The following is a 26,719-nucleotide window of genomic DNA, read 5'->3' as shown; positions in this document are numbered from 1 at the left end:
ACTATGCGAGTGCTGAAATTCGGCGGAACCTCAGTGGCCAATGCGGATCGTTTTCTCCGCGTGGCGGACATTCTGGAAAGCAATGCACAACAGGGACAGGTTGCGACCGTTCTCTCTGCGCCAGCGAAAATTACCAATCATCTGGTGGCGATGATTGAGAAAACCATCAGCGGCCAGGATACGTTACCGAATATCAGTGATGCCGAACGCATTTTTGCCGACCTGCTGCAAGGCTTGCATGATGCGCAGCCCGGTTTTGACTTCGACGGACTGAAAACCCGCGTACAGCTGGAATTTGCGCAATTAAAGCAAGTGCTGCACGGCATCAGCCTGCTGGGCCAATGTCCCGATGCCGTCAACGCAGCCATCATCTGCCGTGGCGAGAAGCTGTCGATTGCCATTATGGAAGCGCTGCTGCAGGCGCGCGGCCATAAAGTGACCGTTATCGATCCGGTTGAAAAGCTGCTGGCCGTCGGTCATTACCTTGAATCTACCGTTGATATTGCTGAATCCACCCGCCGCATCGCTGCCAGCCAGATCCCGGCGGATCATTTTATCCTGATGGCCGGTTTCACCGCGGGCAATGAGAAGGGCGAATTGGTGGTGTTGGGCCGCAACGGCTCTGACTATTCTGCTGCCGTGTTGGCCGCTTGCCTGCGCGCCGACTGTTGTGAAATCTGGACTGATGTCGACGGTGTCTACACCTGCGATCCACGTCAGGTGCCAGATGCGCGCTTGCTGAAATCCATGTCTTATCAGGAAGCGATGGAGCTCTCCTACTTCGGCGCTAAAGTACTTCACCCTCGCACTATCGCACCTATCGCCCAGTTTCAGATTCCTTGCCTGATTAAAAACACCGCCAATCCGCAAGCGCCGGGCACCTTAATTGGCGGCGAAGGCGAGCTGGATGAAAATCCGGTGAAAGGCATTACCAACCTGAACAACATGGCGATGTTTAACGTCTCCGGTCCGGGTATGAAAGGCATGGTGGGCATGGCGGCGCGCGTGTTCGCTGCCATGTCACGCACCGGCATTTCGGTGGTACTGATCACTCAGTCCTCTTCCGAATACAGCATCAGCTTCTGCGTACCGCAAAGCGACCAGGCGCGTGCGCGTCGCGTGCTGGAAGAGGAGTTTTACCTGGAGTTGAAAGATGGCCTGCTCGATCCGCTCGACGTGCTGGAACAGCTTGCGGTGATCTCGGTGGTGGGCGATGGCATGCGAACGCTGCGCGGCATCTCCGCTAAATTCTTCTCGGCATTGGCGCGCGCCAATATCAATATCGTGGCGATTGCGCAGGGCTCGTCTGAGCGTTCCATCTCGGTCGTCGTGAGCAATGATGAAGTCACCACTGGCGTCCGCGTGGTGCACCAAATGCTGTTCGCCACCGATCAGGTGATCGAAGTGTTCGTGGTCGGCGTTGGCGGCGTTGGCGCGGCGCTGCTCGATCAGCTGCACCGCCAGCAAGCGTGGCTGAAACAGAAGCATATCGATCTGCGCGTGTGCGGCATCGCTAACTCGCGTGCGCTGTTAACCAACGTGCACGGTATCGACCTCAGCAACTGGAAGGCGGAGTTGAGCGAAGCCAAAGAGCCGTTCAATCTCGGCCGCTTGATTCGTTTGGTGAAGGAGTATCACCTGCTGAATCCGGTGATCGTCGATTGTACCTCCAGCCAGGCGGTGGCCGATCAATATGCGGATTTCCTCGCCGAGGGCTTCCATGTGGTCACGCCGAACAAAAAGGCCAACACCTCGTCGTGGAATTATTACCAGCAGATGCGTGCCGCAGCGGCGAAGTCGCGCCGTAAGTTCCTGTACGACACCAACGTGGGCGCCGGTTTACCGGTGATCGAAAACCTGCAAAACCTGATGAACGCCGGTGATGAGCTGATCAAATTCTCCGGTATTCTTTCGGGTTCACTCTCCTTTATCTTCGGTAAACTCGATGAAGGCGTTTCGCTGTCAGAAGCCACCAAAATGGCGCGTGAGCTGGGCTTTACCGAGCCGGACCCGCGCGACGACCTTTCCGGCACCGACGTGGCGCGTAAACTGCTGATTCTGGCGCGCGAAGCCGGACATCAGCTGGAGCTAAGCGATATCGACATCGAACCGCTGCTGCCCGCCAGCCTGGCGGATATCGCCGACGTTGAGCAGTTTATGGAACGCCTGCCGGAGTTGGATAATGCTTTTGCGGCGCGCATTGCCAAAGCACGTGACGAAGGGAAAGTGCTGCGCTTCGTCGGTGCGATTGAAGAGGGCGGCGTCTGCAAAGTGAAGATTGATGCGGTGGACGGCAACGATCCGCTGTACAAAGTGAAGAACGGTGAGAATGCGCTGGCATTTTACAGCCGCTATTATCAGCCCATCCCGCTGGTTCTGCGTGGATATGGTGCGGGGAATGATGTAACAGCTGCTGGCGTATTTGCTGACCTGTTGCGTACGCTGTCGTGGAAGTTGGGAGTTTGATGATGGTAAAAATTTATGCACCGGCCTCGATAGGCAACGTTAGCGTCGGCTTTGATGTGCTAGGCGCAGCGGTTTCGCCGGTGGATGGCACCCTGCTGGGTGACTGTGTTTCCGTGGAAGCGGCCGACAGCTTTAGCCTGGTGAATTCCGGGCGCTTTGTCAGCAAACTGCCGAGCAATCCGCAGGAGAACATCGTTTATCAGTGCTGGGAGCGTTTTTGCCAGGCGATTGGCAAACAGGTTCCGGTGGCGATGACGCTGGAAAAAAATATGCCGATCGGTTCCGGCCTCGGCTCCAGCGCCTGCTCGGTGGTGGCTGGGCTAATGGCGATGAACGAGTTCTGCGGCAAACCGCTGAATGATACTGAACTGCTGGCGCTGATGGGCGAGCTGGAAGGGCGGATTTCCGGCAGCGTGCACTACGATAACGTCGCGCCATGCTTCCTCGGTGGCGTACAGCTGATGATTGAAGAGAACGGCATTATCAGTCAGGAGGTGCCGTGCTTTGACGAATGGTTGTGGGTGATGGCCTATCCGGGCATCAAAGTCTCCACCGCCGAAGCGCGCGCCATTTTGCCGGCGCAATATCGCAAAGAAGATGCCATCAAGCATGGACGTCTGCTGGCGGGCTTTATTCACGCCTGTCATACGCGCCAGCCTGGGCTGGCGGCTAAACTTATGCAGGATGTTATCGCCGAGCCGTATCGTACCAAACTGCTGCCGGGCTTCGCCGATGCGCGTAAAGCCGCGCAGGATATTGGCGCGCTGGCGTGCGGCATTTCGGGTTCTGGCCCCACGCTTTTCGCCGTTTGCAACGAGATGGCAACGGCACAGCGGATGGCGGACTGGCTGAGCCAGCACTATCTGCAGAATGAAGAAGGTTTCGTCCACATCTGCCGTCTTGATACGGCTGGCGCACGTAAATTGGGATAATGCATGAAACTCTACAACCTTAAAGATCACAACGAGCAGGTTAGTTTTGCTCAGGCGGTTAAACAGGGCCTCGGCTCGCAGCAAGGGCTGTTTTTCCCGCTCGAACTGCCGGAATTTGAACTAACCGATATCGATGCCATGCTGGAGATGGATTTCGTCAGCCGCAGCAGCAAAATCCTGTCTGCTTACATTGGCGATGAAATTGCGGCGCATCAGCTGGCTGAGCGCGTGAAAAACGCCTTTGCTTTCCCGGCTCCCGTCGCGAAGGTGAGCGCTGATGTGGCTTGCCTTGAGCTGTTCCACGGCCCAACGCTGGCGTTTAAAGATTTTGGCGGCCGCTTTATGGCGCAGATGCTCTCGTACGTAAGCGGCGCGGATGAGCAGATCACCATTCTGACCGCGACTTCCGGCGATACCGGTGCCGCCGTGGCGCATGCGTTCTACGGCATGGAAAACGTGCGCGTGGTGATTCTCTATCCGCAGGGCAAAATCAGCCCGTTGCAGGAGAAACTGTTCTGTACGCTGGGCGGCAACATTGAAACCATCGCGGTTGAAGGCGATTTCGATGCGTGCCAGGCGCTGGTAAAACAGGCATTTGATGATGAAGAGCTGAAGAAGGCGATTGGTCTGAACTCGGCGAACTCTATTAACATCAGCCGCCTGCTGGCGCAGATTTGCTACTACTTCGAAGCGGTGGCGCAGCTGCCACAAGAGCAGCGCAACCAGCTGGTGGTTTCCGTACCAAGCGGTAACTTTGGTGATCTGACGGCGGGTCTATTGGCGAAATCGCTGGGTCTGCCGATCAAGCGTTTTATCGCTGCGACCAATGCCAATGACACCGTGCCGCGCTTCCTCGGCAACGGCGCATGGCAGCCAAATGCGACGGTGGCTACGCTGTCGAATGCGATGGATGTTAGCCAGCCTAACAACTGGCCGCGCGTGGAAGAGTTGTTCCGCCGCAAAACCTGGCGTTTGACCGATCTGGCTTACGGTGCGGTTTCTGATGAAACCACCAAATCCACTATGCGCGAGCTGGCGGAGATTGGCTATATCTCAGAACCGCATGCGGCAATCGCTTATCGTCTGCTGCGCGATAATCTGCAGGAGGGCGAATATGGCCTGTTCCTTGGGACTGCGCATCCGGCGAAGTTCAAAGAGAGCGTAGATGAGATTTTAGGTCAGGATCTGCCGCTGCCAAAAGAGCTGGCCGAGCGTGCCGATTTGCCACTGCTGTCACACAATCTGAAAGGCGATTTCGCTGAGCTGCGGGCGTTTTTGCTGAAGTAAATCCAGTAGGTGCGCATTAATGCGCACCCTACATAACCATGCTGAGATGGGGTCGCCATTCATGGCGACCCTGCTTATTTCTGCTCGCGGCGCTTAAACACCAGCTCGTTATCTTTGCTTTCTGCCGCATCAAAGAAGTAGCCATCCACATCGAATTTCTTCAACTGCGCTGGCTTGGTCAGGCGGTTCTGAATCACATAGCGGCTCATCAAACCACGCGCTTTCTTAGCGTAGAAGCTGATGACTTTAAATTTGCCGTTCTTCTCATCCAGGAAAACCGGTTTGATCAACTGCGCGTTGAGTTGTTTTGGCTTGATGGCTTTGAAATACTCATCGGATGCCAGATTGATCAGCACTTCATCGCCCTGTTCCGCAATTGCCTCGTTCAACTTCTCCGTTAGCAGATCGCCCCAGAAGCCGTAAAGATCCTTCCCGGCCGGATTCGCCAGCTTGATCCCCATCTCCAGACGATAGGGCTGCATTAGATCGAGTGGTCGCAGCAAGCCATATAAGCCAGAAAGCATGCGCAGGTGCTGCTGGGCAAACTCGAAATCGCCATCGTTGAAGGTTTCAGCCTGCAAACCGGTATAGACATCACCTTTAAACGCCAGAATCGCCTGACGCGCGTTATCTGGTGTGAATGTGGGTTGCCAGCTGTGAAAACGATCGGCATTGAGATGCGCCAGCTTATCGCTAATGCCCATCAGCGAGCTGATTTGCGCCGGTGAAAGGCTGCGCGCCACCTGAATCAGCTGTTGTGACTTGTCTAACAACGCCGGCTGAGTAAAACGCTTGGTCGCCAGCGGGCTTTCGTAATCCAGCGTCTTCGCAGGAGAGATGACAATCAGCATGGTTTTGCTTTTCCATTGAGTTTTGAAATGACGTGATGAGTGTAACAAATTCATCTGCGTAATCGAACCGGCCAGAGTGCGTTGTTAATTATCAAAGCAACAGGTGGACTTTTAAGAAACGGTAAATAGAGGTGTCGATGTTATTTGTGGTGCAGGTTAAGCCCAGTCTTAAATTTAACTTTTTTTCTTTATAAAAGTCTGAAAGTTTAATGTTGAGAACGGTCTCAAAGGATGTCTTTTTGTATTTTGTGTTTATTTATCAATTAGTTATTATTTTTGTTCAATCGTTTTCTTCTGATAAATTAAAGCGGCTGTTAATGGCTATTGGCGCATATCTCTATTAGCAATGGAGTGAAACTTTAACTATATGGATGAATGGTTATGAGCAATGAAGAAAATAAATTAATAAAAGAAAAAAGACGGTCGCAGCGAAATAGATCATCAGTTCAATTATCGGGTAAAAAATGGGTTGCCTGGACGACGTTATCCATACAGATCGCCACCCTATTAAGTTCAACATTGCTGCCGGTCGCGCAGGCCGCTTCAATAAGTCGCGACAATGAAAAAGCGCTCACGGCCAAACAGGCTGAAACCTTACAACAAACTGAACAAGAACGTTACGCCACTTACAGTGATAAAGCACAAACTTTGGCGACGGTACTCAGCCAGAAAGACAGCGCCAATGCCGCCAGTTCGCTGGTACGCGGTGCTGCCGTTAATGAAGTGAATCGTTCAGTTGAAAGCTGGCTAAATTTATATGGATCGGCGCGTGTTGCGCTGAACGTTGATGCAAAAGGTGGGCTGGACGGCAGTGCTGCCGATGTTCTCTTCCCGCTGTACGATCGTGAATCCTGGCTGTTATTTAATTCGCTGGGGCTGCGCCATATCGATCAACGTACCACCGGGAATATCGGTATTGGCGGTCGTTATTTCGCTGATAGCTGGATGATGGGTATTAATACCTTTCTGGATAATGACTTTACCGGTAAAAATCGTCGTTTTAGTGTGGGAGCAGAACTGGGGCGTGATTTTGCTAAAATCTCAGCCAACACTTACTGGCGCATTAGCGACTGGCATCAGTCGCGCGACTTTGTCGATTATGATGAGCGTCCAGCCAATGGTTACGATTTGCGCTTCGAAGGTTGGCTGCCGATCTACCCGCAATTAGGGGGGACGCTGGCGTATGAAAAATATCGCGGTAACGAAGTGGCTTTATTTGGCAAAGACCACCGTCAGAAAGATCCTTCCGCAATGACCATGGGCATTAATTACACCCCAATTCCACTGGTCACATTAGGCAGTAACTATCGAAGCGGAAGCGGCGGTAATAACGAAACGCAGTTCAATCTGCAGCTGAATTATCGCCTGGGTGATAAATGGAGCGATCATCTTGATAGCGATCGCGTAAAACAAACCCGAACATTAGCAGGCAGTCGCTACGATTTAGTCGATCGTAATAATACTATCGTTCTTGATTACCGCCGTAACGATACCGTCACGCTGGATATCGCGCCTAAACATAGCGGCAATGCCAGTGATACGTTATTAATCAAAGGTCATGTCAGGTCAAAATATCCGCTCAAGGCGATTGATTGGGATATAGGACCTATTTTGGCTGCCGGTGCGAAAATGGTTCAACAACAGTCTGATTCGATAGTGATTATGCTGCCCGCCTATCATTACGATCGTGACCTGAATGCGAACAAGTATGTTATTTCCGCCGTCGCTCGGGATGAAAAAGGCAACGCTTCCAAACGTGTACAGACCGTGGTTGAAGTTATGCCTGCAACCGGTTCATTTGGCGCCGTGAAGGTGGTTAAGAATCACGCGGTCGCCAACCAGATTGAACACAACCAAATCACGGCTGAAATTCTGGACAATCTCGGGCAGCCGCTGGAAAACGTCGAAGTTCGCTTCAGCACATCCTCCGCCGCTCTGCTTTCCAGCAATAAAGCCTTGAGTGATGCCCAGGGTAAAGTCAGCGTGGACATCCGACATAACAAGGCGATATCAGTTCCCGTGACATTTGAAGTCAGCGGGAAACAACAGACAACGGCAGTGGACTTTATTGCTGACAGCACAACGGCCACCTTTGAGCCGGGAACGCTGCTGGTTAAACAGGATAATGCCATTGCGGATGGCGGTTCATTTAACCAGGTGACCGGACGTATCCTGGATGCTTTCGGTAACCCGGTCGCGGGCATGAAGATGACCCTGACGATGACCAATGGCGCGACGATACAGGGCGATGTGATTACCGATGAAAATGGTGTCTTCGTCGCGGATGTCTTCAACAAAAAAGCCGGTGAAGCGCGGGTTACTGTACAGGTCAATGGTCAATCTCAGGAGTTGAGTACGACGTTTATTGCCGATAACGGATCTGCTTCGCCAACCTTGACGCTGGTGAAGGATAACAGTGCCGCCAATGGCACGGCGATGAACACCTTGCAGGTGAAAGTCGTTGATGCCAATAGCAACGACGTTCCCGCACAGAGCATCACCGTCTCAGCCAGCAATGGCGCTAAATTAAAGGCCGATACCGTGGTGACCAATGCAAGCGGCGTGGCGACTATTGAAGTCAGTAATACGCTGGCTGGCATCACGAATGTCGTTATCGAAACCAACGGTAAGCAGCGTAAGCTGGATACGCACTTTATTGCTGATGTTGCTACGGCAAAAGTCACCGACTTTGTGGTGCAGCAGAATGGTGTGGTTGCCAATGGCAGTGCGACAAATACGTTAAAAGCAGTGCTTAAGGATGCCTTGAATAATCCGATTGCAGGCGAGGTCATCAATTTTACGGCGACCAATGGTGCATCTATACAGGGCAGTGGCACAGCGAGTAATGCACAAGGGGAAGTGATCGTTGCCGCGACGAACCTGCGCGCAGGAACCAGCAAGGTCAGCGCGGCATTCAATGGCTCGCAAATGACGCAGGATATTCAGTTTATTGCTGATGCCAGCACCGCTAAAGTTGATGATGCTACTTTTATTATCACCCGCGATCGTGCCGAAGCAGGAAAAGAAGCCAACCGCGTATCGATGAAAGTTGTGGATGCTAATAGTAACCCGGTGGCAGGCGTGAAAGTGCGGTTCAGCGCCACGAACGGCGCTACACCAGCAAATCCCGAAGTATCTACCGACAAAGATGGCAATCTTTCCGTGGAGATTAACAGCACAAAGATTGGCACTGCTCGCTTAACCGCAACGTCAGGGAATGTGCTGACTCGCGATCTCACGTTCTCGGGAATAAGTAGCATTCAGGGATTGGATCTGGCCAATGGCGCCGTTCGTAGCTATCAGCCTGGTGCTGCATTCCCTCAAACCGGCTTGAAAAATGCCAGCTTCAATGTGGTGGTGAATAATCTGGCGGCAGCGGCAACCGACTTTATCTGGAGCAGTAGCGACCCTGCGGTAACCGTCAATGCGAGTGGTAAAGTCACAATTAACGACTTGCCTGCTAGCCGCACGGTTGAAATCAGTGCCAAAGATAAGACAACAGCAACATCATTGCGCTATAGCTTTACGCTTAAACACTGGGCGTTTGTTCCTTCGCCTAATAGCGAAGTGCTCTTTGCCAATGCAAGTGCGTATTGTGCTTCTGAAGGTGCAGTTCTTCCGAATCCTACCATGATTGGCGCACAAGGTACTCGTAGCGTAGGAACAGTGTTTGGAGAATGGGGTAATTTAGCAACTCTGGTGAACAGCAACTTCTGGACTGATAATCCGCTTTACCATTTCCACCCTGATGATGCTTGGTACCATGTTCATACTGCAGGAGTGAAGGCTCTGACGGTATGTATCAAATAAGTATGTAGTAAATTCGTTACTTTCAAAGAGGCAGTAAATCTGCCTCTTTTTCATTTTATTCAGTAGCACTCTGTGCACTGAACCTCTCCTTGCACCGCCGTTGCTGCATGATATTATCCCTTCAGCTTTTTTCACCCTGACAGTCAACTAAGAGAAAAGAACATGACGGACAAACTTACTTCCTTGCGTCAGCTGACCACCGTAGTCGCCGACACCGGTGATATCGCAGCGATGAAGCTGTACCAGCCGCAGGACGCTACTACCAACCCTTCTCTGATTCTGAACGCCGCGCAAATCCCTGAATACCGCAAACTGATTGACGAAGCCATTAGCTGGGCGCGTCAGCAGAGCAGCAACAAAGACGATCAGCTGGCGCTGGTTTCTGACAAGCTGGCCGTCAATATTGGTCTGGAAATTCTTAAACTGATCCCGGGTCGCATCTCGACGGAAGTCGATGCGCGCCTCTCTTACGACACTGAAGCGAGCATCGCGAAAGCGCGTAGCCTGATCAAACTGTACAACGATGCCGGCATCAGCAATGACCGCATTCTGATCAAACTGGCGTCAACCTGGCAGGGCATCCGTGCCGCCGAGCAGCTGGAAAAAGAAGGCATCAACTGTAACCTGACGCTGCTGTTCTCCTTCGCGCAGGCGCGTGCATGTGCCGAAGCGGGCGTGTTCCTGATTTCGCCATTCGTAGGCCGTATTCTCGACTGGTACAAGCAGAACACCGATAAGAAAGAGTACGCAGCACACGAAGATCCAGGCGTGGTCTCTGTGGCTGAAATCTACAACTACTACAAGCAGCACGGTTATGAAACCGTGGTCATGGGCGCCAGCTTCCGTAACGTTGGTGAAATCATTGAGCTGGCTGGCTGCGACCGTCTGACCATCTCTCCAGGCCTGCTGAAAGAGCTGGCGGAGAGCGAAGGTACCGTTGAGCGCAAACTGAGCTACACCGGCGAAGTGAAAGCGCGCCCGGCGAAAATGACCGAAGCTGAATTCTTCTGGCAGCATAACCAGGATCCAATGGCTGTGACCAAGCTGGCCGAAGGCATCCGCAACTTTGCCATCGATCAGGGCAAACTTGAGAAGATGATCGCCGAACTGCTGTAAGGTGATATGTCGTGGCGGCGTCGAGTCGCCACGGTTTTACCCGCTTCCCTCGCTACTGTATTATCCTTTTCATTTCCCCCATTTGCAGCCTACACAGCGATAACACTATGGATACTTTACGTATTGGCTTAATTTCCGTTTCCGATCGTGCGGCAAACGGCATCTATCAGGATCAGGGCATTCCAGCGTTGGAAAGCTGGCTCGCCGCCGCGCTTGCCACGCCGTTTGAAATCGAAACGCGGCTGGTGCCGGATGAGCAGCCGATGATTGAGCAGGCGATCTGCGAACTGGTCGACGAGCTGTTCTGTCATTTGGTGCTCACCACCGGCGGTACCGGACCGGCGCGGCGCGATGTAACGCCCGACGCCACGCTGGCGGTCGCCGATCGTGAAATGCCGGGTTTTGGCGAGCAGATGCGCCAGATCAGCCTGCAGTTCGTACCCACGGCGATACTTTCGCGTCAGGTTGGTGTGATCCGCAAGCAGTCATTGATCCTCAATTTGCCGGGCCAGCCGAAATCCATCAAAGAGACGCTGGAGGGGCTTAAAGCTGAAGATGGAACGGTCAAAGTGCCGGGGATTTTTGCCGCTGTACCTTATTGTTTACAGTTGCTTGAAGGGCCCTATGTGGAAACGCATCGCGACGTCGTAGCAGCTTTTCGCCCTAAAAGCGCCCGCCGTGAGACAAATAACTAAAGATCGGCATTTTCAGGTATAAAATCTAGCAGCGCTGGTGTGGCAAAATATTGACGGTATAGTAATTCAATCTTTACAAACGTCTGTTTAGCCTTTGGATACTGCTGGATTATGGATTCGCACACCTCGCGTCGACTCAATGGACAGGATTACAAAACGCTGTCGCTAGCCGCCCTTGGCGGGGCGCTGGAATTCTACGACTTCATTATATTTGTCTTCTTTGCCGCCGTCATTGGCGAGCTATTTTTCCCGCCAGACATCCCCGAATGGTTGCGCCAGGTGCAAACCTTCGCCATCTTTGCCGCTGGCTATCTGGCGCGTCCACTGGGCGGCATCATCATGGCGCACTTTGGTGACAAGGTCGGGCGCAAGAAGATGTTTAGCCTGAGTATTCTGCTGATGGCGTTGCCCACGTTGGCGATGGGTGCGCTGCCAACCTACGCCAGCATCGGCATCGCTGCGCCGTTGTTAATGCTGCTGATGCGCGTGCTGCAAGGCGCCGCGATTGGTGGTGAGGTGCCTGGCGCGTGGGTGTTTGTGGCCGAACATGTGCCTGAGAAACGCATCGGCTTTGCCTGCGGCACGCTAACAGCCGGATTAACCGCTGGCATTCTGTTGGGTTCGCTGGTGGCAACCGTGCTGAATACTGCTCTATCCCCGGCGGCAATTCGCGATCACGGCTGGCGCATTCCGTTCTTCCTCGGCGGTATATTTGGCCTGCTGGCAATGTATTTGCGCCGCTGGCTGCATGAAACGCCGGTGTTCCAGCAGCTGCAGCAGCGTAAAGCGCTGGCAGATAAATTGCCGCTGCAAACCATTCTCACCAGTCATAAGCGCGGCATCGTAATTTCGATGCTGCTCACCTGGCTGCTGTCAGCCTGCATTGTGGTGGTGATTTTGATGGCGCCCACGCTGATGCAGAAACAGCATGGCATTTCAGCGGCTCTCAGCCTGCAAGCCAACAGTGTCGCTACCATTATGCTGTTGCTGGGGTGCATCATCGCCGGATGGCTGGTGGATCGCTTCGGCGCGGCGCGTACGTTGGTGGTGGGTTCGATACTGTTGGCCATCGCGAGCTGGAACTTCTTCCATCAGCTGGGCAACACACCAGAAATGTTGTTTGTCTGGTATGGCTTAGCGGGTTTGAGCGTCGGCGTGGTGGGCGTGGTGCCTTTTGTTATGGTGCATGCGTTTCCGGCGGCGGTGCGCTTTACCGGCATCTCTTTCTCGTACAATGTCTCATACGCCATTTTTGGTGGACTGACGCCGATTAGCGTGACGCTAATGATGAGTCTGACGCCGATGGCACCCGCGTGGTATGTGCTGGCGTTAGCGGTGATGGGTTTTCTGGTGGGCGTTTGGCTGTGGCGAGATAGTCGCCAGCAGCATGCACAGCTGGATGTGTCGCTGCACTCTTCTTAAAAAAACGCGGAGCCCAACAGGCTCCGCGTTTTTTTTAATCACCGATTGGCAGCACGCTGCGGCCAAACTTTTCGTTCAGGACTTCGCCCATCGCCAGATAGAACGCGCTCGATCCGCAAATGATGCCAATCCAGCCGGCAAAACGTATTAAGCCCGCGTTGTCAGCCAGATGTCCGATTGCCAGCAACGCAAACAGCAGCGTCAGGCTGGCAAACACAAACTGCAGCATTTTCGCTGACTTCAGCGTGCCGAAAAATAAAAACGCGGTGAAAATCCCCCACAGCGCCAGATACGCGCCGAGGAAGTGGCCATCCGCCGCGGCAGCCACTCCCAGTTTCGGCAGCAGCAGGATGGCGACCAGCGTTAACCAGAAGCTGCCGTAAGAGGTGAAGGCGGTCAGCCCGAAGGTATTGCCTTTTTTGTACTCCAGCAGCCCGGCAAAAATTTGCGCGATGCCGCCATAAAAAATGCCCATTGCCAGGATGATCACATCCATCGCGAACAGACCGGTGTTGTGTAAATTGAGCAGGATGGTAGTCATACCGAATCCCATCAGGCCCAACGGGGCGGGATTCGCCAGCGTAGTGTTGCTCATAATTCCTCAGAAGCAGCGTTTAAGATATTTTTAATGTTTACCCACGCATACCGCTGGGGGCGCGAGGCGCTGCATAATAATCAACCTCATTTTGGCCAACTTTGATCTTAATCGCGCAGAGAATGAAATTTTTTTTAGTTTTAACCCTTGATGCGCATCGAACCGGCCCCATTTAGTTGTCATCGAGCGTTGTGAGGCAGCAAAAAAAAGCCTGCTCCAGCAGTTGAAAGTGGTCAGTTTGACCGCATCTCTGTTTCACAACCCAAATTGGCAAAGAATTTAAGTAGGAGACGTTTAGATGGGTAAGATTATTGGTATTGACTTGGGTACAACCAACTCATGTGTTGCGGTTATGGATGGTGGTAAAGCACGCGTGCTGGAAAACGCCGAGGGCGATCGCACCACGCCGTCGATCATTGCGTATGCACAAGATGGCGAAACTCTGGTAGGTCAACCGGCTAAACGTCAGTCTGTGACCAACCCGCAAAATACCCTGTTTGCGATCAAGCGCCTGATTGGCCGTCGCTTCCAGGACGAAGAAGTACAGCGTGATATCAAAATCATGCCTTACAAAATTATCGGCGCTGATAACGGCGACGCATGGCTGGATGTAAAAGGCCAGAAAATGGCACCGCCGCAGATCTCTGCTGAAGTGCTGAAAAAAATGAAGAAAACCGCGGAAGATTTCCTCGGTGAAGCAGTAACCGAAGCGGTTATTACCGTTCCAGCTTACTTCAACGATGCGCAGCGTCAGGCGACTAAAGACGCCGGCCGTATCGCAGGTCTGGAAGTAAAACGTATCATCAACGAACCAACCGCAGCCGCGCTGGCTTATGGTCTGGACAAAGGTCAAGGCAACCGTACTATCGCGGTTTATGACCTGGGTGGCGGTACCTTCGATATCTCAATCATCGAGATCGATGACGTTGATGGCGAGAAAACCTTTGAAGTGCTGGCAACCAACGGTGATACCCACCTTGGTGGTGAAGACTTCGATAGCCGTCTGATTAACTATCTGGTGGCTGAATTTAAGAAAGATCAGGGTATCGATCTGCACAACGATCCACTGGCAATGCAGCGTCTGAAAGAAGCCGCTGAGAAAGCGAAGATCGAGCTGTCTTCTGCGCAGCAGACCGACGTTAACCTGCCGTACATCACGGCTGATGCAACCGGTCCTAAGCACCTGAACATCAAAGTGACCCGTGCGAAACTGGAATCACTGGTTGAAGATCTGGTTGCGCGTTCTATCGAGCCGCTGAAAGTCGCTCTGCAGGATGCGGGTCTGTCGGTTTCAGACATCAACGACGTGATCCTGGTTGGCGGTCAAACGCGTATGCCAATGGTTCAGGCCAAAGTCACTGAGTTCTTTGGTAAAGAGCCACGTAAAGACGTGAACCCGGATGAAGCAGTTGCCGTTGGTGCTGCGGTTCAGGGTGGCGTGTTAGCGGGTGAAGTGAAAGACGTACTGCTGTTGGACGTTACTCCGCTGTCGCTGGGTATCGAAACCATGGGCGGCGTGATGACCTCGCTGATCAGCAAGAACACCACCATCCCAACGAAACACAGCCAGGTGTTCTCGACGGCTGAAGATAACCAGTCTGCCGTGACCATTCACGTGCTGCAGGGTGAGCGTAAACGTTCGGGTGATAACAAATCACTGGGCCAGTTCAACCTCGACGGTATTCAGGCTGCACCGCGCGGTATGCCGCAGATCGAAGTCACCTTCGATATCGATGCGGATGGTATCCTGCACGTGTCTGCGAAAGACAAAAACAGCGGTAAAGAGCAGAAGATCACCATTAAGGCGTCTTCTGGTCTGAACGAGGAAGAGATCGAAAAAATGGTGCGTGACGCGGAAGCGAACGCCGAGTCTGACCGTAAGTTCGAAGAGCTGGTGCAGACCCGTAACCAGGGCGATCAGATTTCGCACAGCACCCGTAAGCAGTTAGATGAAGCGGGCGACAAGCTGTCTGCTGACGATAAAGCGCCGATCGAAGCGGCACTGACCGAGCTTAACACGGCGCTGAAAGGCGAAGATAAAGCTGAAATCGAAGCCAAAATGCAGGCCTTGATGGAAGTGTCCAGCAAACTGATGGAGCTGGCACAGCAGCAGGGTCAGGCAGCTGACGCTGGCGATGCTTCTGCGAAGAAAGATGACGACGTAGTCGACGCTGAATTCGAAGAAGTAAAAGACAAAAAATAATTGCCCCTGACCGGGCGCGACGGCTGGCCTGACAGCCGTTGAAACCAGCACGGGCGTAGGAGATTTCTCCACGCCCGTGCGATCATGTTAAGGGCAGAACAAATATGGCTAAGAGTGATTTATACGAGATCTTAGGCGTCTCTAAATCCGCAGATGAGCGTGAAATCAAAAAGGCTTATAAGCGCCTGGCGATGAAATACCATCCGGACCGTAATCCGGACAATAAAGAAGCCGAAGCGAAGTTTAAAGAAATTAAGGAAGCCTACGAAATCCTGACCGATGCGCAGAAGCGTGCGGCCTACGACCAATACGGTCATGCAGCCTTTGAACAAGGTGGTATGGGTGGCGGCGGTGGCTTCGGCGGCGGCGGTGCTGATTTCAGCGATATCTTTGGCGACGTATTTGGCGATATTTTTGGTGGTGGCCGCCGTCAGCGTGCCTCTCGTGGCGCCGATTTACGCTACAACATGGAGCTAACGCTGGAAGAAGCGGTACGCGGCGTGACCAAAGAGATCCGCATTCCTACGCTGGAAGAGTGCGATGTCTGCCACGGCAGCGGCGCCAAAGCGGGCACCAAACCGCAGACCTGCTCAACCTGTCACGGAGCGGGCCAGGTGCAGATGCGCCAGGGTTTCTTCACCGTGCAGCAGGCGTGTCCAACTTGTCATGGTCGCGGTTCGGTGATCAAAGATCCGTGCAATGCTTGTCATGGTCACGGTCGTGTTGAGCGCAGTAAAACCCTGTCGGTGAAAATCCCGGCGGGCGTCGACACCGGCGATCGCATTCGCTTGAGCGGTGAAGGTGAAGCGGGCGAGCACGGTGCACCGGCGGGCGATCTCTACGTTCAGGTTTCGGTGAAAAAACACCCGATCTTTGAGCGTGAAGATAACAACCTGTACTGCGAAGTTCCGATCAACTTTGCTATGGCGGCATTGGGCGGCGAGATTGAAGTGCCAACCCTTGACGGCCGCGTAAACCTGAAAGTGCCTTCTGAAACGCAAACCGGCAAACTGTTCCGGATGCGGGGTAAAGGGGTGAAATCGGTACGTGGCGGTGCGGTAGGCGATTTGCTGTGCCGTGTGGTGGTAGAAACGCCAGTGAGCCTTAATGACAAACAGAAAGCGCTGCTGCGTGAACTGGAAGAGAGCTTTGGTGGTGCAGGCGGCGAGAAAAACAGCCCGCGCTCCAAAAGCTTCTTCGATGGCGTGAAAAAGTTCTTTGACGATCTGACACGTTAATCTCGCCAGGCATGCTAACGAAGCGGAGAGGAAACTCTCCGCTTTTTTTATGTTTCGCTGTTAACCCGCCGCTCCTGATATATGCTCAATTTTGCCGGAGTTGATGTAAGCCAAAAAAAACTGCTAGAAATCGGTATTATCGAGCAATCACTGAGAAATAAGCTGCTTTTAACGAGGTGTTTGAATCGCTACACTTCTCAGCCTAATGTCTCTACTCAGGAGGAGTTGTGAACAAACCCCGCACTATTCGAAGCTTGCTGAAAAGCTTCATCGCCAGTGATGCCAGTAATGGCCTGGTACTGATTCTGGCCGCCGTGGTGGCAATGATATTAGCGAACAGCGCGGAGACCGCTCAGGGCTATCAATCATTGCTTGCGCAACCGGTACAAATTCGCTTTGGCGCATTAGATATCAGCAAAAACCTGCTGCTCTGGATCAATGACGCTATGATGGCGCTGTTTTTCCTGGTGATCGGCTTAGAAGTGAAACGCGAACTGGTTACCGGCGAACTGGCCAGCCGCGATCGCGCCATATTTCCGGTTATTGCTGCGCTCGGCGGCATGGTTTTACCGGGACTGATATTTTTTGCGTTAAACCATGGCGATCCTATTGCACGCAATGGCTGGGCGATTCCCACTGCTACCGATATTGCCTTTGCTTTAGGCGTGCTGGCTCTATTGGGAAGTCGTGTTCCGACCGCGCTGAAAGTATTCCTGATGGCGCTGGCGATTATTGATGACCTCGGCGCCATCGTGATTATCGCGCTGTTCTATACCAGCGATCTTTCTGTACTGTCGCTGAGCGTGGCGGCGGGGGCAATTGTGCTGCTGGCGATTCTTAATCGCTGTGGTGTACGCAATATCGCGATCTATATGCTGGTCGGCATAGTGCTGTGGACTGCGGTGCTGAAATCTGGCGTGCACGCCACGCTGGCGGGCGTTGTTGTCGGCTTCTTTGTGCCGCTGGAAGAGAAGAACGGCCATTCACCGGCTGAGCATTTAGCGCATGGCTTGATGCCATGGGTAAACTGGCTGATTCTGCCGCTGTTTGCCTTTGCGAATGCCGGTATATCATTGAGCGGCATTACCTTTATGGATACGCTGTCGCCAGAACCGCTCGGTATCATTCTGGGATTGCTGGTCGGTAAACCGTTGGGTATTACGCTGTTCTGCTGGCTGGCGGTGAAGTGGCGGCTAGCGGTGCTGCCTGCAGGCACTACGATACGCGATATCATGGCGATTGGCGTGCTGTGCGGTATTGGGTTCACCATGTCGATATTTATCAGCTCGCTGGCCTTTGATGCCGCACATGAGCAACTGGTGACCTTCTCCAAACTGGGGATTCTTAGCGGCTCAATGCTCTCAGCGGTGATCGGTTATACGCTGCTGCGCATCAAACTGCGTTAAAGAGAGGAAAGGGGGCGCAAGCCCTCTTTTTTTGCCGATGAATCAGCTTAACTTCAATCATCTCTACTATTTCTGGCAGGTGTGCAAAACCGGCTCAGTGGTGCGGGCGGCAGATGTGCTGTGCCTTGCGCCACAAACCGTTACCGGCCAGATTAAGTCACTGGAAGAGCAGTTAGGCGGCGTGCTGTTTCGCCGTCAGGGACGCGGCTTAGTGCCTTCAGAACTCGGACAATTGGTGTTCCGTTACGCCGACCGCATGTTCATGTTGAGCCAGGAGATGCTCGATATCGTTAACTACCGCAAAGAGTCGCATCTGCTGTTTGACGTGGGCGTCGCGGATGCACTGTCTAAGCAGTTGGTGAGCAAGGTGCTGGAAGCTGCGGTGGTCGCTGATGAGAGAATCCATCTGCGCTGCTTTGAATCGACACACGAGATGCTGCTGGAGCAGCTCAGCCAGCATAAGCTGGATATGATCCTCTCCGATTGCCCGATTGATTCCACGCAGCAGGAAGGGCTGTTTTCGGTCAAACTTGGTGAGTGTCCAGTTAGCTTCTGGTGTCACACCCCGTTGCCAACCATGCCGTTTCCCGCTTGTCTGGAAGCGCGACGCTTGTTGATTCCGGGACGGCGCTCCATGCTCGGACGCAAACTGCTGAACTGGATTCATAGCCAGGGTTTGCAGGTGGAGATTCTGGGGGAATTTGATGATGCGGCATTGATGAAGGCGTTTGGTGCGCTAAATAACGCGATTTTCGTCGCCCCCTCACTGTACGGCGCAGACATCTATCGTGATGATGCTATCCGGGAAATTGGGCGTTTAGATACGGTGCTGGAGGAGTATCACGTGATCTTTGCCGAACGTATGATCCAGCATCCGGCGGTACAGCGGATTTGCCATCGCGATTTCAGTACGCTGTTTACCACGGAATGACAGGCATAAAAAAACCGGCTAAGCGCCGGTTCTTTCTACAAAGCGATTAACAGACGGGCGATTAAGCCAGTTTGTTGATCTGTGCAGTCAGGTTTGCTTTATGACGTGCAGCTTTGTTTTTGTGGATCAGACCTTTAGCAGCCTGACGGTCCACGAGTGGTTGCATTTCGTTGAATGCGTTCTGCGCAGCAGCTTTGTCGCCTGTTGCGATAGCCGCGTATACTTTCTTGATGAAAGTACGCATCATTGAACGGTTGCTTGCGTTATGCTTGCGACGTTTCTCAGATGTTACGGCGCGTTTCTTAGCTGATTTGATATTAGCCAAGGTCCAACTCCCAAATGTGATCTATATGGACAAATCAAAGGCCGAGGACTATGCCTTTTGCGCCTTCTTATGTCAATGGATTTGTGCAAATAAGCGTCGTTTTAGTAACAACACTCGATTACGTAATTGATGGCGCAGGATTCTACCAGCAACGCGTCGTTGAATACAGTATTTCGCAGCAAAAATCTTCAGATCCTTGCTAAGCGACTGCCCACATACGGATTAACCCGCTTCAGAAGCAGGAAAGGCACGTATACGGGTTAACCTCAACGCCATTCAAGGGTATAATCCGCCGATTTCCACCGGTTTGAGTCAGCCATGAAGTTTATCCGCGGTATTTATAATCTGAAAGAGCAGCATCGCGGCTGCGTCCTGACCATTGGTAATTTCGACGGCGTACATCGCGGCCACCAGGCTTTGATGGCGCAACTGATTGCCGAAGGACGACAACGCAATCTGCCGGTGGTGGTGATGCTGTTCGAGCCACAACCGCTTGAATTGTTCGCTGGCGATAAAGCCCCGGCGCGCCTCACGCGTTTACGTGAAAAACTGAAATACCTCGAACAAGCGGGCGTCGATGCGGTGCTCTGCGTGCGTTTCGATCGCCGCTTTGCTGCGCATTCAGCGCAGAGTTTTATCTCTGAGCTGTTGGTCGATAAGCTGAACGTTAAATTCCTCGCGGTCGGCGATGATTTCCGCTTTGGCGCTGGTCGCCAGGGGGATTTCCTGTTATTACAGAAAGCCGGTGCGGAGTATGGCTTTGAGGTCATCAGCACCCAGACTTTTTGTGATAGCGGCAAGCGTATCAGCAGCACAGGTGTTCGTCAGGCGCTAGCGCAGGATGACTTTGCGCAAGCTGAAGCGCTGCTGGGCCATCCATTCAGCATCTCAGGCCGCGTAGTGCACGGTGATGCACTTGGGCGCACCATCGGTTTTCCTACGGCTAACCTTCCTTTACGGCGTACCGTTACGCCGGTGAAAGGCGTGTTCGCGGTTGAAGTTTTAGGCCTCGGCGAACAGCCGCTGCCGGGCGTGGCAAATATTGGTACACGTCCAACGGTGAAAGGTTTACGTCAGCAGCTTGAAGTTCATCTGCTTGACACACATATGAATCTTTATGGGCGTCACATTGAAGTGGTGCTGAAACAGAAGATTCGCGATGAACAGCGTTTCGCTTCGCTGGACGCGTTGAAAGAACAAATTGCGAAAGATGTGGTGACGGCCCGCCAATTCTTTGGGCTAAAAACACCGGTTTAATGACCGAAATACGGAATCGAGAATCTGATGAGTGACTATAAATCTACCCTGAATTTGCCGGAAACGGGGTTCCCGATGCGTGGCGATCTGGCCAAGCGTGAACCGGGAATGCTGCAACGTTGGTATGATGACAACCTGTACGGCATCATCCGCGAAGCCAAAAAAGGGAAAAAAACCTTTATTCTGCATGATGGCCCTCCTTATGCGAACGGCAGCATTCATATTGGTCACTCAGTTAACAAGATTCTGAAAGACATTATCGTTAAGTCGAAAGGCATGGCGGGCTATGACTCGCCGTACGTTCCTGGTTGGGACTGCCACGGCTTGCCGATTGAACACAAAGTTGAGCAGATGATCGGTAAGCCGGGCGAGAAAGTGAGCGCGGCTGAATTCCGTGCAGCTTGCCGTCAATATGCGGCTGAGCAGGTAGAAGGTCAGAAAAATGACTTCATCCGTCTCGGCGTATTAGGCGACTGGGATCGTCCTTACCTGACGATGAATTTCCAGACTGAAGCCAACATCATCCGCGCGCTGGGTAAAATCATCGGCAACGGACATCTGCACAAAGGCGCCAAGCCGGTGCACTGGTGCATGGATTGCCGTTCTGCGTTGGCTGAAGCGGAAGTCGAGTACTACGACAAAACCTCGCCATCCATCGACGTGATGTTCAATGCCGTTGATGCTGACGCAGTGCGCGCGAAGTTTGGCGTGACGGCTTCAGAAGGCCCGGTTTCTCTGGTTATCTGGACCACCACGCCGTGGACTATGCCGGCCAACCGCGGTATCTCGCTGCATCCGGAATTTGAATACCAGCTGCTGCAGATTGAAGGCCGCAGTCTGATCCTCGCTAAAGAGATGGTCGAAAGCGTGATGAAGCGCGCCGGCATCAGCGACTGGACAGTGCTGGGCGAATGCAACGGCGCGGCACTTGAGCTGCAACTGTTCCAGCATCCGTTCCTTGAGCAGATCCAATCCAAAGTAGTTCTGGGTGAACACGTAACCCTGGAAGCCGGTACCGGTGCGGTACACACTGCACCTGGTCACGGCCCGGATGACTATGTGATCGGACAGAAATATGGCCTGGAAACCGCCAATCCGGTTGGTCCGGACGGCGCTTATCTGCCAGGCACGTATCCTACGCTGGATGGCGTGAACGTCTTTAAAGCCAACGACATGATCGTTGAGCTGCTGAAAGAGAAGGGCGCGCTGCTGCACGTTGAGAAACTGCTGCACAGCTATCCGCACTGCTGGCGTCACAAAACGCCGATCATCTTCCGCGCTACGCCGCAATGGTTCATCAGCATGGATCAGAAAGGCCTGCGTGCGCAGTCGCTGAAAGAGATTAAAGGCGTGCAGTGGATTCCGGATTGGGGCCAGGCGCGTATCGAAGCGATGGTGGCCAACCGTCCAGACTGGTGTATCTCACGTCAGCGTACGTGGGGCGTGCCGATGGCGCTGTTCGTGCATAAAGAGAGCGAGCAGCTGCACCCAGATACCCTGGAGCTGATGGAAAAAGTCGCCAAACGGGTTGAGCAGGACGGCATCCAGGCATGGTGGGATCTCGATCCGCGCGATCTCATGGGCGACGACGCTGATCACTACATGAAAGTGCCAGATACCTTAGACGTCTGGTTTGACTCCGGATCGACCAGCTACTCGGTGGTGGATGCGCGTCCAGAGTTTGGTGGCCACACGCCAGATATGTATCTGGAAGGGTCGGATCAGCATCGCGGCTGGTTCATGTCTTCCCTGATGATTTCCACGGCAATGAAAGGCAAAGCGCCTTATCGTCAGGTACTGACGCACGGCTTTACCGTTGACGGTCAGGGCCGCAAGATGTCGAAATCCATCGGCAACACCGTGGCACCGCAGGACGTCATGGATAAGCTGGGCGCGGACATTCTGCGTCTGTGGGTTGCCTCAACCGATTACTCCGGTGAGATGGCGGTATCCGACGAAATCCTCAAGCGTGCCGCAGATAGCTATCGTCGTATCCGTAACACCGCGCGTTTCCTGCTGGCTAACCTCGCTGGCTTCAACCCGGCGACCGACTGCGTGAAGCCGGAAGAAATGGTCGTGGTAGATCGCTGGGCGGTCGGCCGTGCGCTGGCAGCGCAGCAGGATATCGTGCAGTCCTACGAGAACTATGATTTCCATGAAGTGGTGCAGCGCCTGATGCACTTCTGCTCCATCGAAATGGGCTCGTTCTATCTCGATGTGATCAAAGATCGTCAGTACACCGCGAAAGGCGATAGCCTGGCGCGTCGCAGCTGCCAAACCGCGCTGTGGCACATTGTGGAAGCGCTGGTGCGCTGGATGGCGCCCATCATGTCCTTCACCGCCGATGAAATCTGGGGTTATCTGCCGGGCGATCGCGTGAAATACGTGTTCACCGAAGAGTGGTATCAAGGCCTGTTTGGTTTAGCGGATAACGAAGCGCTGAACGACGCCTACTGGGATGACCTGCTGAAAGTGCGTGGCGAAGTGAACAAGGTTATTGAACAGGCACGTAGCGATAAACGCATCGGTGGTGCGCTGGAAGCCACGGTCACGCTGTACGCGGATGCCGAGCTGGCAGCCAAGCTGCAGGCGCTGGGCGATGAGCTGCGCTTTGTGCTGCTAACCTCAGGCGCAACCGTAGCGGATTACGCCACAGCCAGCGATGAAGCGCAGCAGAGCGAGTTGTTAAAAGGTCTGAAAATCGCGCTGCACAAAGCTGAAGGCGAGAAATGTCCGCGCTGCTGGCATTACACTACCGATGTAGGCCAGAATCCCGAGCACGCTGCAGTATGCGGTCGTTGCTATACCAACGTTGCCGGTAATGGCGAACAGCGGAAATTTGCCTGATGAGTAAAGCGCTTTGTTCAACCGGTTTGCGCTGGCTGTGGCTGGTGCTGGTGGTGATTGCCATCGATTTTGGTAGCAAGATGTGGGTCATCAACAACATGATGCTGCATGAAACGCAGCCACTTATGCCGTTCCTGAATCTGTTCTACGCGCACAACTACGGCGCGGCGTTCAGCTTCCTGGCGGATAAAGGCGGCTGGCAGCGCTGGTTCTTTGCCGGTATCGCCATTGCTATCGTGGTGGCGCTGCTGGTGATGATGTATCGCAACCGCGCCGCTAACAAGTTAACCAATATCGCCTACGCGCTGATTATCGGCGGGGCGTTAGGCAACCTGTTTGACCGTTCATATCACGGCTTTGTGGTCGATTTTATCGACTTCTATGTCGGTGACTGGCACTTCGCAACCTTTAATATCGCCGATTGCGCCATCTGCATCGGGGCGGCGCTGGTGGTGTTAGAAGGTTTTCTCAGCCCGAACGGCAAACCGGCTAAGGAATAAAAGATGACAGACTTAGTTCAGCGCGATAGCGCGTTGCTGGTGCATTTTACACTGAAGCTGGAAGATGGCTCGACAGCTGAATCCACGCGCGCCAACGGCAAACCTGCGCTGTTCCGTCTGGGTGATGGCAGCTTATCGGCCGCGCTGGAACAGCATCTCATCGGGCGTAAAGTGGGTGATAAGCACGCCTTTACACTGGAACCGGAAGATGCGTTTGGCGGCACCAGTCCTGACCTGGTTCAGTACTTCTCGCGTCGTGACTTCAACGATGCGGGCGAACCGGAAGTGGGCGCCATCATGCTGTTTAGCGGTCGAGGCGGCAGCGAAATGCCGGGTGTGATCCGTGAAGTTTCTGGCGACTCGATCACCGTGGATTTTAACCATCCGCTGGCGGGTCAACGCATTCAGTTCGACATTGAAGTGCTGGAGATTGATCCGGTGCTGGAGGCCAACGATGCAAATCCTGTTAGCTAACCCACGCGGTTTCTGCGCAGGCGTTGATCGCGCCATCAGCATCGTTGAGCGCGCGCTGGAGATGTACGGCGCGCCCATCTACGTGCGTCACGAAGTAGTACATAACCGCTACGTGGTGAGCAGCCTGCGCGAGCGCGGTGCAATCTTCATTGAAGAGATCGCTGAAGTGCCGGACAACGCGATTCTGATCTTCTCCGCGCACGGTGTATCACAAGCCGTTCGCGCTGAAGCCAAAGCACGTAACCTTACCATGCTGTTTGATGCCACCTGTCCGCTGGTGACTAAAGTGCATATGGAAGTGGCGCGCGCCAGCCGTAAAGGTGTTGAAGCCATTCTTATTGGTCATGCGGGTCATCCTGAAGTGGAAGGGACCATGGGCCAATACAGCAATCCGAACGGCGGCATGTATTTGGTGGAATCTCCGGAAGACGTCTTCAAGTTGAATGTGAAAGATGAGAGCAACCTGTGCTTTATGACGCAGACCACGCTTTCCGTTGATGATACCTCGGACGTGATTGATGCCTTGCGTCAGCGCTTCCCGGCGATTATCGGCCCACGTAAAGATGACATCTGCTACGCCACTACCAATCGTCAGGAAGCGGTGCGCGTGCTGGCGCGTGATGCCGAAGTGGTGTTGGTGGTGGGTTCGAAAAACTCCTCTAACTCCAACCGGCTGGCGGAACTGGCGCAGCGTGCCGGCAAGCTGGCGAAGTTGATCGACTCAGCGGATGACATCCAGGAAGAGTGGGTTAAAGATAAGCAGGTCATCGGCGTTACGGCGGGGGCATCAGCGCCGGACATTCTGGTGCAGCAGGTGATTCAACGTTTGCGCGAGCTTGGTGGTGAAGCCGCCATTGAGCTGATTGGTCGCGAAGAGAACATTGTGTTTGAAGTACCGAAAGAACTGCGCGTCGACGTGCGCAACGTGCAGTAAGCGGTTCACGCCGCAGTAGAAATCAGGCCGACATTGTTCGGCCTTTTCTTTGTCTGTCGCCACGGAAAATCCCACTTCCAACATGCGGGATTGCTTTTACTGATAATGTTCCGCGGCTGGCATAAAATTCTTATTATCCCTTTATTATTGTGGCGTGACGGTTATCGGACCGTTAACCTGTTTACGCTTTATATGCATAGATTTGTATCAGGAATGAATAATTATGAGTGAAATCCGCATTGCTATCGTTGGTGCGCCGGGTCGCATGGGACGCAATTTGATTCAGGCCGTTCAGCAGGCGGAAGGTGTCGCACTCGGTGCGGCATTGGCACGTAGCGGTTCATCGCTGCTGGGTGTAGATGCCGGTGAACTGGCGGGCATTGGTAAAACCGGCGTGATTGTCACCGACGATCTGCGACAAGTGGTCAACGACTTCGATGTGCTGATCGATTTCACCCGTCCGGAAGGGACGCTGGAGTATCTGACGTTTTGCCGCCAGCATAAAAAGGCGATGGTGATCGGTACCACCGGTTTTGATGAAGCCGGTAAAGCCGCGATTAGCGCGGCGGCAGAAGAGATTGGCATTGTGTTTGCCGCCAACTTCAGCGTCGGCGTTAATCTGGTGCTGAACCTGCTGCAGCAAGCGGCAAAAGTGATGGGCGACTACGCGGATATTGAAATCGTCGAAGCGCACCATCGTCATAAAGTTGATGCACCTTCAGGAACCGCGCTGGCGATGGGCGAAGCGATTGCCGATGCGATGAACTGGAATCTGGATGAGCACGCGGTCTATGCCCGTGAAGGCCATACCGGCGAGCGTAAAGCGCAAACCATCGGTTTTGCTACGGTGCGTGCGGGCGATATCGTCGGTGAGCATACTGCGATGTTTGCAGATATTGGCGAGCGCGTAGAGATTACCCACAAGGCTTCCAGCCGTATGACCTTCGCAAATGGCGCAGTTAAGGCGGCAAGCTGGCTTAAGAGTAAGAAATCTGGCCTTTATGATATGCGTGATGTGCTGGATTTATCGATGTTGTGAGTGTTGTGAACCATCGTGATGTGGTTATTTCAATCGGTAAGACCTTGATTGACGAGGGCAATGTGATCATTGCCCTTTATTTTATGTAAAAAAAACTAATCTTGAGTCATTATGTCTATGAACTTGTTGTTTTGGATTGATTAAGTCTAATTATCAGGCTTCAAAAGGTCATTTTTGACCATTTGGTCAAAAATTTATGCGCGTTAGCACCACTTTGTAATTATTGCCGTCAGGCAACCGATTATTTTTCCGAGTTATCTCACTCTTTTATCGTCTTTCGTCATTTTTAACATTCAGGTGCCCGAAATATACAAAAAAATAACCTCATGGTGTAGACAAGGCACAGGCCTATCATTAGAATGCGCGCAATTTGCCAAAATTCGAGTACTCA

20 protein-coding genes are annotated in these 26,719 nt (G+C 53.2%); 17 read left to right on the top strand and 3 right to left on the bottom strand.

Annotation, left to right across the window (positions count from 1 at the left end; translation table 11 throughout):
• The first annotated feature begins 3 nt into the window (after nt 1–3).
• Genes thrA through thrC form a run of 3 tightly spaced genes read left to right on the top strand, consistent with a single transcriptional unit; the run spans nt 4 to nt 4,685 of the window.
• Entirely contained in the window at nt 4–2,466 is a 2,463-nt protein-coding gene (gene thrA / locus CRO19_RS05720) for a bifunctional aspartate kinase/homoserine dehydrogenase I (RefSeq protein WP_097094987.1), read from the top strand.
• Between the two features lie 2 nt (nt 2,467–2,468).
• A complete protein-coding gene (gene thrB, locus CRO19_RS05715; RefSeq protein ID WP_097097598.1) occupies nt 2,469–3,398 on the top strand; it encodes a homoserine kinase in 930 nt (309 codons plus the stop codon).
• Between the two features lie 3 nt (nt 3,399–3,401).
• Nucleotides 3,402–4,685 carry a threonine synthase gene (gene thrC / locus CRO19_RS05710; protein ID WP_097094986.1) on the top strand — a complete coding sequence of 428 codons (1,284 nt, stop codon included), beginning with the start codon at nt 3,402–3,404 and terminating at the stop codon, nt 4,683–4,685.
• Between the two features lie 74 nt (nt 4,686–4,759).
• Here thrC and yaaA read toward each other — a convergent pair whose 3' ends face one another.
• Entirely contained in the window at nt 4,760–5,536 is a 777-nt protein-coding gene (gene yaaA / locus CRO19_RS05705; protein ID WP_097094985.1) for a peroxide stress protein YaaA, read from the bottom strand.
• Nucleotides 5,537–6,055: 519 nt separating this feature from the next.
• Between yaaA and CRO19_RS05700 the strand changes: the two genes are divergently transcribed.
• From CRO19_RS05700 to CRO19_RS05685, 4 genes are all read left to right on the top strand, one after another.
• Nucleotides 6,056–9,346: an inverse autotransporter beta domain-containing protein gene (locus CRO19_RS05700; RefSeq protein WP_176519134.1), complete on the top strand. Its 3,291-nt coding sequence runs from the start codon at nt 6,056–6,058 to the stop codon at nt 9,344–9,346.
• A 162-nt stretch (nt 9,347–9,508) separates the two neighbouring features.
• Nucleotides 9,509–10,462 (top strand): transaldolase, encoded by a 954-nt coding sequence (gene tal / locus CRO19_RS05695; RefSeq protein WP_097094983.1) that lies wholly within the window; start codon nt 9,509–9,511, stop codon nt 10,460–10,462.
• Nucleotides 10,463–10,569: 107 nt separating this feature from the next.
• A complete protein-coding gene (gene mog / locus CRO19_RS05690) occupies nt 10,570–11,157 on the top strand; it encodes a molybdopterin adenylyltransferase (RefSeq protein ID WP_097094982.1) in 588 nt (195 codons plus the stop codon).
• Between the two features lie 111 nt (nt 11,158–11,268).
• Nucleotides 11,269–12,579 (top strand): MFS transporter, encoded by a 1,311-nt coding sequence (locus tag CRO19_RS05685; protein ID WP_097094981.1) that lies wholly within the window; start codon nt 11,269–11,271, stop codon nt 12,577–12,579.
• Nucleotides 12,580–12,613: 34 nt separating this feature from the next.
• Here CRO19_RS05685 and satP read toward each other — a convergent pair whose 3' ends face one another.
• A complete protein-coding gene (gene satP, locus CRO19_RS05680; protein ID WP_097094980.1) occupies nt 12,614–13,174 on the bottom strand; it encodes an acetate uptake transporter in 561 nt (186 codons plus the stop codon).
• A 298-nt stretch (nt 13,175–13,472) separates the two neighbouring features.
• Here satP and dnaK point away from each other — a divergent pair, with 298 nt between their 5' ends.
• The 4 genes from dnaK (at nt 13,473) to nhaR (ending at nt 18,952) form a co-directional block, all read left to right on the top strand.
• A complete protein-coding gene (gene dnaK, locus CRO19_RS05675; RefSeq protein WP_097094979.1) occupies nt 13,473–15,377 on the top strand; it encodes a molecular chaperone DnaK in 1,905 nt (634 codons plus the stop codon).
• Nucleotides 15,378–15,481: 104 nt separating this feature from the next.
• Nucleotides 15,482–16,615 (top strand): molecular chaperone DnaJ, encoded by a 1,134-nt coding sequence (gene dnaJ, locus CRO19_RS05670; RefSeq protein ID WP_097094978.1) that lies wholly within the window; start codon nt 15,482–15,484, stop codon nt 16,613–16,615.
• A gap of 227 nt (nt 16,616–16,842) precedes the next feature.
• Entirely contained in the window at nt 16,843–18,021 is a 1,179-nt protein-coding gene (nhaA, locus tag CRO19_RS05665; RefSeq protein WP_097094977.1) for a Na+/H+ antiporter NhaA, read from the top strand.
• A gap of 37 nt (nt 18,022–18,058) precedes the next feature.
• A complete protein-coding gene (nhaR, locus tag CRO19_RS05660) occupies nt 18,059–18,952 on the top strand; it encodes a transcriptional activator NhaR (RefSeq protein ID WP_097094976.1) in 894 nt (297 codons plus the stop codon).
• 61 nt (nt 18,953–19,013) lie between these two features.
• On the opposite strand, the gene rpsT is transcribed toward nhaR, so the two are convergent.
• On the bottom strand, nt 19,014–19,277 hold the full coding sequence (gene rpsT / locus CRO19_RS05655; protein WP_036619798.1) for a 30S ribosomal protein S20: 264 nt from the start codon (nt 19,275–19,277) through the stop codon (nt 19,014–19,016).
• 318 nt (nt 19,278–19,595) lie between these two features.
• On the opposite strand from rpsT, the gene ribF reads away from it, so the two are divergent.
• From ribF to dapB, 6 genes are all read left to right on the top strand, one after another.
• Nucleotides 19,596–20,534 carry a bifunctional riboflavin kinase/FAD synthetase gene (gene ribF, locus CRO19_RS05650; RefSeq protein ID WP_097094975.1) on the top strand — a complete coding sequence of 313 codons (939 nt, stop codon included), beginning with the start codon at nt 19,596–19,598 and terminating at the stop codon, nt 20,532–20,534.
• Nucleotides 20,535–20,561: 27 nt separating this feature from the next.
• Nucleotides 20,562–23,381 carry an isoleucine--tRNA ligase gene (ileS, locus tag CRO19_RS05645; RefSeq protein WP_097094974.1) on the top strand — a complete coding sequence of 940 codons (2,820 nt, stop codon included), beginning with the start codon at nt 20,562–20,564 and terminating at the stop codon, nt 23,379–23,381.
• Entirely contained in the window at nt 23,381–23,881 is a 501-nt protein-coding gene (gene lspA, locus CRO19_RS05640) for a signal peptidase II (protein ID WP_097094973.1), read from the top strand. The genes ileS and lspA overlap by 1 nt, the downstream gene beginning before the upstream one ends.
• 3 nt (nt 23,882–23,884) lie before the next feature.
• Nucleotides 23,885–24,355, top strand: a complete 471-nt coding sequence (gene fkpB / locus CRO19_RS05635) for an FKBP-type peptidyl-prolyl cis-trans isomerase (protein ID WP_097094972.1) — start codon at nt 23,885–23,887, stop codon at nt 24,353–24,355.
• Nucleotides 24,336–25,289, top strand: a complete 954-nt coding sequence (ispH, locus tag CRO19_RS05630; protein WP_064737614.1) for a 4-hydroxy-3-methylbut-2-enyl diphosphate reductase — start codon at nt 24,336–24,338, stop codon at nt 25,287–25,289. The genes fkpB and ispH overlap by 20 nt, the downstream gene beginning before the upstream one ends.
• Nucleotides 25,290–25,512: 223 nt before the next feature.
• On the top strand, nt 25,513–26,328 hold the full coding sequence (gene dapB, locus CRO19_RS05625; RefSeq protein WP_097094971.1) for a 4-hydroxy-tetrahydrodipicolinate reductase: 816 nt from the start codon (nt 25,513–25,515) through the stop codon (nt 26,326–26,328).
• The last annotated feature ends 391 nt before the right edge of the window (nt 26,329–26,719 follow it).

Origin of the sequence: Candidatus Pantoea floridensis (assembly GCF_900215435.1) — a bacterium.
GTDB classification, from domain to species: domain Bacteria; phylum Pseudomonadota; class Gammaproteobacteria; order Enterobacterales; family Enterobacteriaceae; genus Pantoea; species Pantoea floridensis.
This window is presented reverse-complemented; position numbering and strand designations above follow the sequence as displayed.